The sequence below is a fragment of the Nocardia sp. NPDC001965 genome (genome assembly GCF_053594175.1).
The window spans coordinates 736,334-750,495 of sequence record NZ_JBSFDZ010000001.1 but is presented as its reverse complement, the minus strand read 5'-3'; the positions used below and the strand labels follow the sequence as shown (position 1 = coordinate 750,495).

The 14,162-nt window shown below is 68.9% G+C and carries 14 protein-coding genes; 10 read left to right on the top strand and 4 right to left on the bottom strand.

The features are described from left to right. Window positions 1-3: 3 nt before the first annotated feature. The 3 genes from ACWCPQ_RS03400 to ACWCPQ_RS03390 form a co-directional block, all read right to left on the bottom strand. Window positions 4-951, bottom strand: a complete 948-nt coding sequence (locus ACWCPQ_RS03400) for a patatin-like phospholipase family protein (RefSeq protein ID WP_449894147.1) — start codon at window positions 949-951, stop codon at window positions 4-6. Next, entirely contained in the window at window positions 948-1,823 is an 876-nt protein-coding gene (locus ACWCPQ_RS03395; RefSeq protein WP_449894144.1) for an SDR family oxidoreductase, read from the bottom strand. Before ACWCPQ_RS03395 ends, ACWCPQ_RS03400 begins: the two co-directional genes overlap by 4 nt. Window positions 1,824-2,054: 231 nt before the next feature. After that, window positions 2,055-4,565, bottom strand: a complete 2,511-nt coding sequence (locus ACWCPQ_RS03390; RefSeq protein ID WP_449894142.1) for an ATP-binding protein — start codon at window positions 4,563-4,565, stop codon at window positions 2,055-2,057. A 143-nt stretch (window positions 4,566-4,708) separates the two neighbouring features. On the opposite strand from ACWCPQ_RS03390, the gene ACWCPQ_RS03385 reads away from it, so the two are divergent. The 4 genes from ACWCPQ_RS03385 to ACWCPQ_RS03370 all read left to right on the top strand — a co-directional run bounded on the left by ACWCPQ_RS03385 (window position 4,709) and on the right by ACWCPQ_RS03370 (window position 8,342). Further along, window positions 4,709-5,176: a nitroreductase/quinone reductase family protein gene (locus tag ACWCPQ_RS03385; protein WP_449894140.1), complete on the top strand. Its 468-nt coding sequence runs from the start codon at window positions 4,709-4,711 to the stop codon at window positions 5,174-5,176. Between the two features lie 205 nt (window positions 5,177-5,381). Beyond that, entirely contained in the window at window positions 5,382-6,152 is a 771-nt protein-coding gene (locus tag ACWCPQ_RS03380; RefSeq protein WP_449894139.1) for an enoyl-CoA hydratase/isomerase family protein, read from the top strand. Window positions 6,153-6,192: 40 nt separating this feature from the next. Then, entirely contained in the window at window positions 6,193-7,728 is a 1,536-nt protein-coding gene (locus ACWCPQ_RS03375; protein ID WP_449894137.1) for an acetyl-CoA acetyltransferase, read from the top strand. 422 nt (window positions 7,729-8,150) lie between these two features. Next, window positions 8,151-8,342, top strand: a complete 192-nt coding sequence (locus ACWCPQ_RS03370) for a hypothetical protein (protein WP_449894136.1) — start codon at window positions 8,151-8,153, stop codon at window positions 8,340-8,342. On the opposite strand, the gene ACWCPQ_RS03365 is transcribed toward ACWCPQ_RS03370, so the two are convergent. Further along, window positions 8,304-8,579, bottom strand: a complete 276-nt coding sequence (locus ACWCPQ_RS03365) for a helix-turn-helix domain-containing protein (protein ID WP_449894134.1) — start codon at window positions 8,577-8,579, stop codon at window positions 8,304-8,306. The two genes, ACWCPQ_RS03370 and ACWCPQ_RS03365, sit on opposite strands and share 39 nt — an antisense overlap. A gap of 260 nt (window positions 8,580-8,839) precedes the next feature. Here ACWCPQ_RS03365 and ACWCPQ_RS03360 point away from each other — a divergent pair, with 260 nt between their 5' ends. From ACWCPQ_RS03360 to efeB, 6 genes are all read left to right on the top strand, one after another. Further along, window positions 8,840-9,643, top strand: coding sequence for a peptidoglycan recognition protein family protein (locus ACWCPQ_RS03360; RefSeq protein WP_449894132.1), 804 nt, complete (start codon window positions 8,840-8,842; stop codon window positions 9,641-9,643). Window positions 9,644-9,681: 38 nt separating this feature from the next. Beyond that, entirely contained in the window at window positions 9,682-10,038 is a 357-nt protein-coding gene (locus tag ACWCPQ_RS03355) for a hypothetical protein (protein ID WP_449894130.1), read from the top strand. A 106-nt stretch (window positions 10,039-10,144) separates the two neighbouring features. After that, window positions 10,145-10,549: a hypothetical protein gene (locus ACWCPQ_RS03350; RefSeq protein ID WP_449894128.1), complete on the top strand. Its 405-nt coding sequence runs from the start codon at window positions 10,145-10,147 to the stop codon at window positions 10,547-10,549. 297 nt (window positions 10,550-10,846) lie between these two features. Beyond that, entirely contained in the window at window positions 10,847-11,746 is a 900-nt protein-coding gene (gene efeU, locus ACWCPQ_RS03345; RefSeq protein WP_449894126.1) for an iron uptake transporter permease EfeU, read from the top strand. Then, complete coding sequence (efeO, locus tag ACWCPQ_RS03340; RefSeq protein WP_449894124.1) at window positions 11,743-12,897, top strand: iron uptake system protein EfeO; 1,155 nt, start codon at window positions 11,743-11,745, stop codon at window positions 12,895-12,897. Before efeU ends, efeO begins: the two co-directional genes overlap by 4 nt. After that, window positions 12,881-14,161 (top strand): iron uptake transporter deferrochelatase/peroxidase subunit, encoded by a 1,281-nt coding sequence (gene efeB / locus ACWCPQ_RS03335; protein WP_449894122.1) that lies wholly within the window; start codon window positions 12,881-12,883, stop codon window positions 14,159-14,161. Before efeO ends, efeB begins: the two co-directional genes overlap by 17 nt. The last annotated feature ends 1 nt before the right edge of the window (window position 14,162 follow it).

Below are 14,162 nucleotides of genomic sequence, written 5' to 3'. Positions count from 1 at the left end.
CCGCTATCCGATCCGGCGAGGCGGACGACCGGCGGAGTGCAGTGCCCGCAGGACCGCCTCGGGCGCGTGGGCGCGCGCGGACTCGAAGGCGGCGCGGCGATGGCGCCGGTTCATGAAATTCCATCCCAGCCCGCGCATATCGGTGGGTCCGGGCATGATCGTCACGACGGTGTGACCGGCTGCGCGGGCCGCGTCCGTCTCGCGGCGCAGGACCGCCGACATCGGGTTCCGCAAGAGCTTCTGCTCGGCGAGGCCGCCGAGGCCCGGCGCGCGGACGCCGGGTGCCGAGGCCATCGGCGCGATGACATAGATCTCGAGGGCCGCGCCGGGGCCGATCAGATCGACGGAGGCCGTGGACGCGGCCCCGCCGTCCACGAAATCCCTTCCCTCGATGCGGACCGGCGGCATCCATCCGGGAACGGCCCAGGAGGCACGTAAGGCCTCCCCGGCCGTCGCTTCGGGTGCGCCGGGGGCGCCGAATACGACTCGTTCGTCGCGGCGGGGGTCGTAGGCGACCAGGCGCGCTCCCGGATGTGGAAGCCGGCCGTCGGCGCCGGCGACCGAATCGGCCAGCTGCTGGAGCCATGTCGCGTCGCCCCGCCCGCGTGGTGCGATACCGGTGATCCGGCTGTGTCCGCCACGATTTCGCAGCAGGCTGCCCGGGGCCGGCGGAAGGGGCACGGGAATCGGCGGCAGGCTCGCCGGGGTGGCGGCGATATGGCGCCGGAGAACGGGATCCGTGGCCCGGCCGGTGTGCATATCGACCAGATCGCCGACGCCGTACCCACCGGCGAGCAGTGTGACCAGTTCGGCTCCGGCGGAGGTGCCCTGTAGGAGGTCGGCTTCCCGGGGATCCCAGTCGAGGTGGTCGGCCAGCGCGGCCAGCGCGGCCACCGACCAGGCGCCGCCGATGGTCCCGCCGCAGCCGATGACGAGGGCGCGCCGGGTCACGACCGCGTCCCCTCGTGATGCGCCTGTGCCTGCCGGTCGATACGCGCCAGGTAGTCGTGCCGGGCCTCGGTGTCGAGGTCGAGTGCCCGCCGGTCGCCGACCAGGCGTCGTGCGAGTTTCTCGACGGCTTCGGGAACGAAGGCGTCGACGATTGCCCAGGCCGGCGCCACCCAGCCTGGGACGGAGGTTCGCGCTGCGCGGGTGCGCACCGTGGCGACGACGGCCGCCGCGACATCCTCCGGATCGACCGTGGGGAGCGCGCCACCGAGGCGGGCACCGGAGGCCAGTTCGGTGCGGACGGCGGCCGGCAGTACCGCGCAGACCGTGACGCCGGTGCCGTCGTATTCACGCCTGGCCGCGAGTGAGGCGCCGAGTACCGCGAACTTGCCGGCGTTGTAGGTCACCATGCCGGGCAGCGGGATCATGCCCGCCATGGAGGCGATATTGACGATATGCCCGTTGCCCCGGTCGATCATGCCGGGAACGACCGCGCGCATCCCGTTGAGCACGCCACGGACGTTGACATCCAGGATGAGGTCCGTTGTGCGGTCGTCCTCTCGGTCGAATGCGCCCACCGGCATCACGCCGGCATTGTTGACCAGGATGTCCACCGGCCGGGCGGATTCCGCGGTGACCCGTTCGAGGAAGGCGGTCCACGAATCGCGGTCGGTCACGTCCAGGGCGGCCGAGCGTGCGCCCGGCACCGACTGTGCGGTGGTCTGGGCGACCGCCGCGTCGATATCGCCGATCCACACCCGCGCGCCGCGGCTCGCGAAGGCGGTGGCGGTGGCGGCGCCGATCCCGCGCGCTCCGCCGGTGACGACGACAGTCGAACCATGCAGGTCGGGGTCTTTTCTCCGCAGTCCGGCCATACCTGTCACTGTGTACTCCTTCGCCCGGCGGCAACCATTCGGGAACCGATCGTCACTTATGGAATGACGTGTCATTCTCACCATAGTGCGGATACCGGCGGTGGCGCCAGGGTCGTGCGTTCGGCCCGTGGGATCCGGGGCCGGACGACATACCGGCGCGCCGGCGCCGGCCGTTCGCCCGCGCACCGGGTGAATACCCGGGCACGGCAACCGGTGTGCCGCGCCGCCCCGTCAGCGACGGCGAGGGCGGCGGTCACTTTCCACGCGCAACCGGTCCCGTTGATCGTGGGGCACCGAATCGGCGATCGCGGTCCGCGACCTTATCGCCAGTTTCTGCAGGACGGCGGCGACCTGCGCATCCACGGTCCGCTGCGAACTTCTCCGCCGGGCGGCGATCGCGGCATTGGTCCATCCCGCCGCCGCCAGGATCGCGATCTCGTGTTCCGCCTCGGACAGCTGCTGCCACCGCGCCGGCCGGTCGGGCGGTGGCGCGTCGTCCACGACAGCCACCGGCGGGGACAGTGTGCCGAGCGCGAGCCGCACGACATCTCCCGCGTCGAGGGCTTCTCCTTCTCGAAATGCGATATCGAAAGCGGGCGCGCCCAGCGTGGTACGCGCTGTATCCACCGCGGCCGCGGTGCGCTCGGCGAACGGCCGCAGCGGTTCGAGATCCACACCCAGACGGTGACGCAGCGTGGCCGCGCCGCCGCTGAGCCGGGCGATCTCGACTGCCGAATCGCGGGCTCCGGGCGCGCGGTCGCGGATCAACCGCGCCAGGACCCAGGTGCGGATGTGCACACTCCAGGTCGTGCCGCAGTGTTCCGCCATCGCGGCCTGCCGGGTCAGCGCCGAGCGCAACATCGCGGTGGCCTCGGCCGGATCGCCGTGGGCCGCCGCCGCGATCGCCCGGGTGAGTTCGGCCCAGGACAGCACCCATTCGGCGCCGGTGCCGGTGGCGTACCAGAGGTAGGCGCGGCTCACCTCCAGCGCGGAGTCGGAATCGCCGTGGAAGGCGGCGGCCAGGGCCTCGAACAGACGGCTCATGGAGGCGCCGCCGGGGTCGCCCGCGGTGAGGAACTTCGCCCGCGCCCGGGCCAGCACCGTCGTCGCGCGGGTATCGCAACCCTCCAGCAGCAATACACTGCCCCAGAGGTATTCGACCTCCGGGGGCAGGCCCAGGTCGACATCCGGATCCGCGGCCGCGGCCGAGCGGACGGCCGGATCGGTGACGCAGGCCGCGATGCATTCGTCCAACCGGCGTCCGGCCGTATCGGGTTGCCCCTGGCACAGGCTCACCCAGCCGACGAGCGCGGTGACCGCGATCTGCGCTCCGCTGAGCGGGTGATCCTGGGCGCGAGTGGCTGCCAGTGCCCGCTCGGCCAGCGACCGGGCCTCACGCAGGGTCCCGATGAAGAACGGGAGCCGCAGCGCGATCAGCCCGCCGGCGATCTCGAGGCCGATCGCCGCTTCCCCGGGCTCGTCGAGACTGCCTTCGACGGCATACCGCAGGTTGTCCCAGGCGCCTCGCGCCCAGCCGAGCAGATTCTGCTCATCACTGCTGAGCCAGCCGAGACGCGCCCGGGCCACTCGGTCCCGGTAGTAGCGGCGATGCCGGGCGGCCGCCCGGCCGACTTCGGCGGGGTCCCGCCGCTGCAACTGCTGCCGGGCGAATACCCGGAAGTTCTCCAGCAGCGAGTAATGCGCGGTATCGGTTCCCAGATGAATCGACACGAGGCTGCGGTCGACCAATCGCTCCAGCAGCCGTTCGATATCCGCCACGGCGAGGCCGCCGGGAACCGGGTCCGCGCAGACCGCTTCGACCGCTTCGCGGTCCACTCCCACACAGCGGTTCACCGATCCGGCCGCGTCCTCGGGATTGAGGTCGCATCCGGCGGCGAACACCGACAGGCGTTCGAACAGCAACTGTTCGTCCGGTTCGCACAGGTCGTAGGACCAGCCGATGACCTGCCCGAGGCCGCGGTGCCGGTCACCGGCGCCGTCCCGGGATACCGGCGCCCAGCGCAGCCGCCGGTCGGCGGTCTCCCCGCTCACTTCGCGCAGGATCGTCGGCAGTGGCTGATGGCGCAGCCGTGCCGCGGCCAGCCGCAGGGCGAGCGGATGGTAGTTCAGGTGCCGGCAGATCTGCTCCGCGAGGCGGGTGTCGTCGGGATCGAGGTGCACTCCCAGTGCTTCCGCGCGCCGCCGGAGCAGGTCCAGGGCCTGCGACCGGGAAAGCGGGGGCACGGTCACCAGACGTTCGTCGGCCCAGCCGACGGGCTCCCGGCTCGTGGCAAGAATACGCAGTTCCGGGACTGCGGCGAGCAGTTCGCCGACGACGGTGGCGACGCCGTCGAGTACATGTTCGCAGTTGTCCAGGACCAACATCGGCGGTGCGCCGGACGCTGCGACACGGGCCAGGGTCGCGATCAGTACCTGCCCGGCCGGGCGCCCCGAGTAGTCGAGTTCCACGACCGCTCGGGCGATCTCGTCCCCGATCTCGCTCGCGTCGGCGCCTCGGTCGAGTCGCGCCAGCCGAACCCAGTACACCGGCAGCCGCGCGGTCCGGCGAATCCGGTGCACGACTTCCACCGCAAGGTGGGTTTTCCCGATTCCGCCCGAACCGATCAAAGTCACCAGCCCGGCGGAATTGGTGATCGATCGGCCGACCCGCTCCAGTTCCAGTTGTCGTCCGACGAAATCGCTGGGGGTCGGCGCGGCTACCGTAGCGGGGGCCTTGCTCATGGACAGAGCGTAAGCGACGCGGACCCGGTTGCGGCTGTCCCGATGATGGTGGATTCCGTCCAGGTGGACTCCGCTGCCGGTCTACTCTGGACGCACGGCGTAGCCGATCCCTTGTCGGCGACCGAGTTCCGGGAGGCGGGAACATGTCCGGTCGGTCGAAGAAACCGTCCCTGCCACCACGGTGGTTCATCCGGTTCTTCTGGGCGGGTCACCGCCTGTTCTACCGGGTTACGAAGCGGGGGCTCGTCCGCCCCGAACACCACGGCCGGATGGGCATGCTCCGGCTACGGACGCGCGGCCGGCGAACCGGCCGCGAACACGCGGTCATTCTCGGCTACTTCCGGGACGGGGACGATTTCGTCACGCTGGCGATGAACGGCTGGGCCGATCCGGCGCCTGCCTGGTGGCTGAACTTGCGCGCCCACCCGCTGGTCGCGGCCGATACCGTCGACGGTGCGGTGCGGTTGCGCGGGCGGGAGGCGACCGGCCCCGAACGCGATCGGCTGTGGGTGGAGTTCCCGTTGTACAACAGCTGGGGTGGCGCGGACTTCGCACGGAACGCGGCGCTGCGCTCGCACGAGACGCCCGTGGTCGTCCTCGAGCGCGTCTGACCTGTCGCGCGTACCGCCTCCGCTCGGGTGGCGGTCGGGTTCCGGGCCGATTGTCTGCTGCGCGCGCCCGAGTGGTCCGACCGGCGGCCCCATGTCTCTGGACACTGTTCTGGACAGGTGGACATTTCCGGCTGTACTCTGCGAACCGCTCGGGCCGCACCGGGCGCTGTGTCCATCGCGGCCCGCCGAGGAGAAGGGCAGACGAATGACGGCCGGGATCCTGGGAATCGCCGACGCCAACCGGGTGCGCACACTGACGCTGCAGCGCCCGGAGGTGCTCAATGCCTTCGACGAAGCGCTCTACCGTGCTGTGGCGGAGCAGCTGCGCGACGCCGCGGCCGATCCCGAGATCGCCGTGGTGCTGCTCACCGGCTCGGGCCGGGCGTTCTGTTCGGGTAACGACCTGGTCGAGATGCAGGCCGCGATCACCGGCCCGGCTCGCACCGGGCCGCACGGTTTCACGGTGTTCCTCGACGAGTTGATCGCGTTTCCGAAACCGCTCGTCTGCGCCGTCAACGGCGCGGGTGTCGGCATCGGTGCGACGATCCTCGGGTTCGCCGACCTTTCGTTCATGGCGTCCACCGCTCGGCTCAAATGCCCGTTCACCGATCTGGGTGTCGCGCCGGAAGCCGCATCGTCGTATCTGCTGCCCCGCTCGGTGGGTCGGCAGAACGCCGCGTGGATGCTGATGTCCTCGGAATGGATCGACGCCCAGGAGGCACTCGAGATGGGACTCGTCTGGAAGGTGTGCGATCCCGGCGAGTTGCTGGCCCGGGCGACCGAGTATGCCGAGCGGCTGGCGGCCGAGCCGATCGCCAGTCTGGTCGCGGTCAAACGAACGATCACCGAGGCGTTGGAAGAGCAGATACGCGCCGCGGTCGCCCGCGAACTCGAGCAGTTCGACCGGCTCGTCGGCGGGGCGGCGAATGCCGAGGGGCTGCGGGAGTTCGCCGGCCGCCGCGGGTCCGGTGGATAACCGCCGCGAGTGACGGCGCATTTCGGACGAAAGGGCAGTAGTGGATCCCCGTACACCCGTTGTCGTCGGCGTGGGGCAGTCGATCGACCGCCTGCACGAGGCAGGGTATCGGGCGTGGTCGCCGCTGGAACTCGCGGTTTCGGCGGCGCGCGCGGCGGTAGCGGATTGCGCGGCGCCGCCGGCCGGGATCCTGGCCGCCATCGATGCGGTCGCGGCGGTCCGCACTTTCGACATGTCGATTCCGGTCGCACCGGGGCGGTCCGGGGGGTCGGTCCCGAACTATCCGCGGGCGATCGCCCGCGGGCTCGGATGCGATCCGCGTCTGGCCGTGCTCGAGGTTGCGGGCGGGCAGTGCCCACAACATCTGGTGACCGAATTCGCGGGCCGGATCGCGGCCGGGAACTGCACCGCGGCACTGCTGGTGGGAGCGGAGGCGCTGTCCACCTCGTATCACCGGCGGGATCACGGCGGCGCTGCGCAACTGTCGTATCCGCCGGGCGGTCAGCTCGAGGACCGGGGTGATCAGACGGGGTACTACCTCGACGAGTACGCGATAGCGCACGAAATGTACACGGCACCGGCGGCATACGCACTGCTCGACAATGCGCGCCGGGCCCGGCGTGGTCTCGGCGTCGACGAGTACCGGGCGGAGATCGGCCGGCTGTTCGCGCCTTTTTCCCGGGTCGCGGCAGCCAATCCGCTTTCGGCCGTGCGGACAGCGCGGACCCCGGAGCAACTGTCGACCCCGACCGACCGCAACCCGATCATCTGGGCGCCCTATCCGAAGTCCGTGATCGCTCGCGAGAAGGTGAATCTGGGTGCGGCGATCCTACTGATGTCGGCCGGGGCCGCCGACGCCGCCGGTGTGCCGGAGGCGAATCGGGTCTTTCTGCGTGGACACGCCGATCTGCAGGATCTGCCGTTGCTGGAGCGCCCCGACCTCGCGTCGGGACCCGCCTCGGTCCGCGCGGTGACCGAGGCGTTACGGGTCGCGGGCCGGGACCTCGACCAGACCTCCACCTTCGATCTCTACAGCTGTTTTCCCGCTCCGGTTTTCAATATCTGTGACGGCCTGGGATTGGCGGCCGATGACCCGCGACGGTTGACGGTCACCGGTGGACTGCCCTTCTTCGGCGGTCCCGGTAACAACTATTCGATGCACGCGATCGCGGAGACGGTATCGGCGATGCGTTTGCGGCCTGGTGAGTTCGGGCTGGTCGGCGCCAACGGCGGGATCATGAGCAAGTATTCGGTCGGCGTGTATTCGGCCGAACCGGCCGAATGGGTGCCCGACCGGAGCGCGGAGCTGCAGGCGGAGATCGAAAGCGCCCCTCGTGTCGGGGTATCGGTGCGCGCCGAGGGGCCGGCGGCCATCGAGTCCTATACCGTGCGTTGCCGGCCTGGTACCGCACCGCGCGGAATTCTGATCGCCCGGCTGTGCGCCGATGACAGCCGGTGCTACGCACTGGTCGACGACGACGAGAAACTGCTCTCGCTGCTGAGTACGGGCGAACCGCTCGGACACGCTGTGCGCGTCGAGTCGACGGCGCGCGGCAACCGGGCCCGCCTCGGGTAGCGGAACCGGCCCGCGTCGGCGATCGGGGAACCGAAAACCGGTGTCGAGCGGGGCGTTTGCGAGTGCTCGGTGACCGTTTCGGCGAAAGGTGTTGGTCTTCCGATCCTTCCGGACCTAGGCGGCGAGCGGGAAAATAATTACACTCGGCCTCAGGCTCTGGCTACGAGCCTGAGGCAGGGGTCGGGTAGCTGGAAGGTGTCGGTATGGATATCGAGATTGTTCCGGGCGTACAGGGTCGGCGCGATCGGTTCGGTACGGGACACGGCAGACGGGTCGAGTGTGTCGGCCCGCCCCGGAGATCCGGCCGCTTGCTCCGCTGATCCGATAGGCGAATCCGCCCACTACACCCACGTCGGCCTCGCGAGAGAGTGTCGAGTTGGAACTGTCGGGCTCCGCGGGGGAAGCGGGAACACCTCGCGAGCGTGGATCGGTCAGAACTGGAAACGCTCATGGGCAACGAAGCTCCGGACCGCCCCACCGTGACGATGGCGGACTATCTGGACGATGATCTCGGCGCACGGACCGTCTCGGCTTTCGTCGTCGAGGCGCGCAGGCGCGGCATCGACCCGTCGCCGCTACTGGATGCCGACTTCTTTCTCCGCGGCACCGACTAGTTCACTCGGCCGGATACCGAAGGCCCGGCAGATCTTGTACATCTGTGCCATCGTCATCGCCCGTTCACCGCGCTCGAGCCGGATGATGGTCTTCTTGTTGTAACCGGTCTTCTCGGCCAGGACCTCCTGGCTCCAGCCGCGCCGCGCCCGCATCGCGCGCACTTCGGCACCCAACGCCGCATCCAGTCGCGCCTCCTCGGTGGTCGCTTCCTCCGACTCCGCGGGCGTCGCATTCATGTCGACCATTCTGGGATCGGGCAGGTTCTGAATCAAGTGCCCGATAGTTACGCGTCGGCCGAACGAATGAACCCCGAAAGGCGACCGTATGGGGACTTATGAGGACCAAAAAAGGTTGTAAAGAGACTGAAAAAGGACTACGGTGAGGTAGAGCGGTTGACTATCACCGCAGTTCACGCCACGGGTATCGGTTGTGTACGCACGGCCGGCGCGATCGATGATCCGAGCGCCGAAGACCGGCACGGAGACAGGAGGGTCCGATGAGCTGGAGTGGAGACCCGGTATGGCTGGCCGATGTGCTGCGCAGTGCCGGTCTGGCGGTGATCGAGCACGACGGCTGGCGCGAGCGCGGGCACGGCGACTTCCTCGATATTCGCGGGGTGCTCTGTCATCACACGGCCGGCGGCGGACCGAACGACTGGCGGATCGTGCAGGACGGCCGGCCCGGGCTGCCGGGTCCGCTGGCGCAGCTGGTCCTGGAAAAGGACGGTACCTACCGGGTGATCGCCGTCGGTGTCTGCTGGCACGCCGGGCGCGGCAGCTGGCCCGGCTGGCCCACCGACAACGCGAACTATCACACCATCGGTATCGAGGCCGTTTCGCGCGGGACGGCGCCGTGGGATTGGACCCCCGCCCAGCTCGATGCCTACAAGCGTGGCTGTGCCGCGCTGCTGCGGCGGATCGGTCGCGGCGCGGGCGATTGTGTCGCGCACCGCGAGTACTCCAGTGAAGGAAAGATCGATCCGGCGGGCATAGATATGAACGCCTTCCGCCGGGACGTACAGGCGCTGATCGACGGAAGAGGTGACGAGATGGCGTTCCTGGAAGAGAAGATCACCAACTATCACGGCGAGCAGGTCACGGTCGGCACCCTGCTGCACTACCTGGACAAACATATGGGGCTGGCCCTCGACCAGCTCGCCGGCTCCGGAACCGCCCGCGGGGCGAATTTCCCGGGCTGGGATTTCCTGGGCGACCGGACGACCGCCGAGGCGCTCGGCGTGATCGGCGCGGCACTGAAGATTCCGGGTTTCCGCGACCCCGCCACCGACGAGCGCGCCTGAGGGAGGCGCCACGAACCTGCCGCAACAGGGAGGGCAGCATGATCAGTGAAATGGTATCTGTCCTCGGCGGCCTGGTCACCGGCGTCGGCGGGGCGTGCGCGGCCGGGATCTTCAACAGGCGCAAACGCCGTGCCGATGCGGTCGCAATATTGACCCGGGCGGCCGCTCAGATGGTCGAACCGCTGTCGCGGCAGCTCGCCGCGATGACGGCCGAACTGGAGGCGCACCGCCGGATGGTCGCCGACGCGGAACAGCGTTGCCGGCTCGCCGCGCCCCAGCATGCCAGCTGGGACATCGTGGTCCGGTCGTCGCTGCTGGACCTGGGGGTCGATGTGCCGCCTCCGCCACCGCTCGAACCGGGAGAGATCCGCATCGCCGGTTCGGCGCCGGGGTGACGCGCCGCGCCGCGACACCCCGGATCTCCTTGGCTCGCCGATTGATCGACTGTTGCTATAACACTTCCGTACAAATCATCGGCGTCACCGGGAGAAGGAGCGGTTCGTGAGGAAGATCTGCACAGTGTTCGCGTTGGCGGCCGCTGTAGCGGCGGCGGCGCCGGGCGCGCACGCCGGTCCGCAGCGACTGGATGCCAATGTCGGCGTGTTCAAGGTGGTCCATATCGACCATTCCGTGATCGTGGCCTACGACTGCCCCAGTGGTGCGACGGCGGCCATCACCGTCGACCTCACCAACGCGACGACCAGCCGGGTCGGTAAGGGAGCCGTCACCGATGTGACCTGCGCCGGCGGGCCGGCGATCCGCTCCGTCGCCACCGATCTCGGTGCCGGTGAGCACGGGGACCGGGTGGTGGTCACGGTCGGGATCAAGGCGCGGGGCGACGACGGTGCGAGTGTCGAGAAGACCTCGACCTATTACGGAGAGTCGGACTCCTTCTCGATCGAATAACCGACTCCGCGGGTTCGGCGCAGTACCGGCCCCGTATTCCGCGCCCTGTATTCCGCCGAGGCCCGTGGACCGGAAACGCGCGTTACGGGCGACCGTGCACCGAATGCCGCCGGGTAATTGCCGGCGGTATTCCGGTGTCGTTTTGTCCGAAATGTTCGGTGTGTATCCACAGGTCATCGATACAATCGGATTGTCGCCGCTTTTTCGAGTCCGGGTTTCCCGCGCGGCGGATTCTGTGCGACACTGCATCCACTTACCGAGATTTGGTAAGCCTAGGTTTAGTTTCCGGGAGTGGATGTGGTCGAGCGTGCGTTCGCTTCCGACGCGCCGTCGGTGGCGGCCCAACTGTTCGGCAGCGGCCTGATCGGTGTCCGGGAGGGCCTCGAGACCGGGATCGTCGTCATGATCCTCGTCGCCTTCCTGGTGAAATCCCAGCGTCGCGACGCGTTGAAATGGGTCACGCTGGGTGTCGGTGCCGCGGTCGTGATGGTGGCGGTGATCTTCGCCGGTGTGCATTTCGGGACCTCCACGATCACCGGCCTGGCTGCGGAACTGATCGCCGGCCTCGCGTCGCTGGCCGCGGTCGTGATCGTCACCTGGATGGTGCTGTGGATGCGGACCGCCGCGAGATCCATATCGAGCGGGCTGCGGGCAGACCTCGCGCGTGCGCTGCACCTCGGTCCGGCCGCCGTCGTGAGCCTGGCCTTCCTGGCGGTGGGTCGCGAAGGGGTGGAAACCGCCCTGCTCATGGTCGGCTACGCGGAGAACGCCTCCGGTAGCCAGTGGCCGCTGATCGGCCTGCTCGGGGGGATCGCGGTCGCCGCGGTATTGACCGTCGCGATGTATCTCGGTGCGGTGCGCATCGACTTCGGGACTTTCTTCAGGTACACCGGTGCCCTGTTGATCGTGGTCGCCGCCGGCATTCTCGCCTACGGCATCCGCGCGCTGCAGACCGCGAACTGGCTGCCGGGAGTCTCCCGCTACGCATTCGACATCTCGTCGTGGTTCTCCATGTCCAGCTGGTACGGCACGGTGGCCCAGGGCATCTTCAACTTCCGCGCGGACCCGACGGTTCTCCAGGTGTGCTCCTGGGTGCTGTACGTGGTCGTGGTGTTACCGCTGTTCCTGCGGCCGGTGGTCGCCGGTCCGGGCGGGGGAGACCGGCCTGCGCCGGAAAGCGCGGTGCCGTCGAAATGAGGGAAAGGTCCACTTCCGTGCGAAGTTCCATGATCGCGGTCGCGCTGGCGGCGACAGCCCCGCTGCTGCTCGTCTCGTGCACCGGTAAATCGGATCCGGCGGCACCGGGCGAGATCGCGGTGAGCGCCGGCGACTCCGCCTGCGATATCGCTCGCGATACAGCCGAGACGGGGACGGTGACATTCCGGATCGCCAACAACGGCACCAAGGTCACCGAGTTCTATGTCTACGGGACCGGTGACCGGGTGCTCGGTGAGGTCGAGAACATCGGCCCCGGCCTGACCCGCCGGCTGATCGTTTCGATGCCGGATCCGGGAACCTACCGGACCGCGTGCAAACCGGGAATGGTCGGCGACGGGATCCGTCACGATTTCACGGTCACCGGCCAGGCGCAGCAGCGCGACGAATCGGGCAAACTCGCTGAAGCGGCGGCGGGGTACAAGCGGTACCTGGTCAGCCAGGTCACGGCGTTGCAGGAAACAGCGAAGACTTTCGTCTCGGCGATCGAATCCGGGGATATCGAGACCGCGAAGAAACAATATCCGGTGACCCGTACCTACTACGAGCGCATCGAACCGGTCGCGGAGAGTTTCCCCGACGACCTGGATCCGCGTCTGGACCTGCGCGAGGCCGATCTGGCCGCGGGCGATACCTGGACGGGATTCCACCGGCTCGAGAAGGATCTGTGGGTGCGTGGGCCGCAACCGGATACGAATCGGATCGCCGGTCAGTTGCTCGCCGATATCGACGAGCTGGCGGCCGGAGTGAGTGCCGCGGATTATTCGATCGATCCGGTGCAGGTGGCCGGTGGTGCGCAGACGCTACTCGACGAGATCGCCCGAACCAAGATCACCGGCGAGGAGGATCTGTTCTCGCACACCGATCTCTGGGATTTCCAGGCCAATGTCGACGGTTCGCAAGCGGCGATCGCGAGCCTTCGTCCGATCCTCGACGAACGCGATGCCGAGCTGGGCATCCAGATCGACCGCCGCTTCACCGAGCTCGACGGCGAACTGGCACAGTACCGCCGCGGCGACGGGTACATCGCCTACGACACCGTCGGCGCCGCGCAGCGTGGTGCGCTCTCGCGCCGCATCGATGCGCTGTCGGCAGTGGTGAGTCAGGTGCAGGGCGTTGTCGCCGGCTCCTGAACCGCAGGCAGCCGGGGGCCGCGGCGGGATCAGCCGCCGCGGCCTGATCGGTTCGGCCGGAGTCGGAGTCGTCGCGGCCGGGGCGGGCGTACTGGCCGGCCGGGTCGCGGCGACGACCCCGGCCGCATCGGAGGTCGAGCCGTTCCGGGGAGACCATCAGGCCGGGATCCTGACCGCCGCGCAGGACAGGTTGCATTTCGCCGCGTTCGACGTCCACACCGAATCCCGGGCCGAACTCGTCGACCTGCTGAAGACCTGGACCGCGATGGCCGAGCGGATGACACAGGGCCGGGAAGCCGTCGCCGACGGCGCGATCGGTGCCGGGGCCTACAGCCCACCCGCCGATACCGGCGAGGCACTGGATCTCTCCGCCGCGCGCCTGACCCTGACGATCGGCTTCGGTCCGTCCCTGTTCACCGATGCGGCGGGCCGCGACCGGTTCGGGATCGCCGCCCGCAGACCCGCGGCGCTGGCCGACCTGCCGAAGTTCACCGGCGACGCACTCGATCCGGACCGCAGCGGTGGCGATATCGCCGTTCAGGCCTGTGCCGACGACCCACAGGTCGCGGTGCACGCGATCCGGAATCTGGCCCGCGCCGGTTTCGGTGCGGTGTCGGTGCGCTGGTCGCAACTGGGGTTCGGTCGAACATCGTCGACCTCTACCGCCCAGACGACCCCCCGCAACCTGTTCGGTTTCAAAGACGGCACCCGCAACATCAAGGCCGAGGAGACGGCCGACGTCGACGATTTCGTATGGGTCGGCACCGGCGACGACCAGCCGTGGCTGGCCGGCGGAACGTATCTGGTGGCACGCCGGATCCGGATGCTCATCGAACCGTGGGACCGCACGAGCCTGCGGGAACAGGAACGGGTGATCGGCCGGGCGAAGGGCAGTGGCGCGCCGCTCGGCGGCAGTGGTGAGTTCGACGAACTCGATCTGCAGTCGGCCGGGCCGTCGGGACCGCTCATCGACACCGACGCCCACGTCCGCCTGGCCTCGGCCGAGGAACTCGGCGGTATCAAGATCCTGCGCCGCGGCTACAACTTCACCGACGGCTCCGACGGTTTCGGCCACCTCGACGCCGGGCTCTTCTTCATCGCCTACTGCCGCGATCCGCGCACCCAGTTCGTTCCGATGCAGGACCGCCTGGCCCGTAACGACGCGCTCAACGAGTACATCCAGCACGTCGGGTCGGCGGTGTTCGCCTGCCCGGGCGGGCCGGGGGAGGGCGCCTACTGGGGTTCGGACCTGTTCGAGGGCTAGA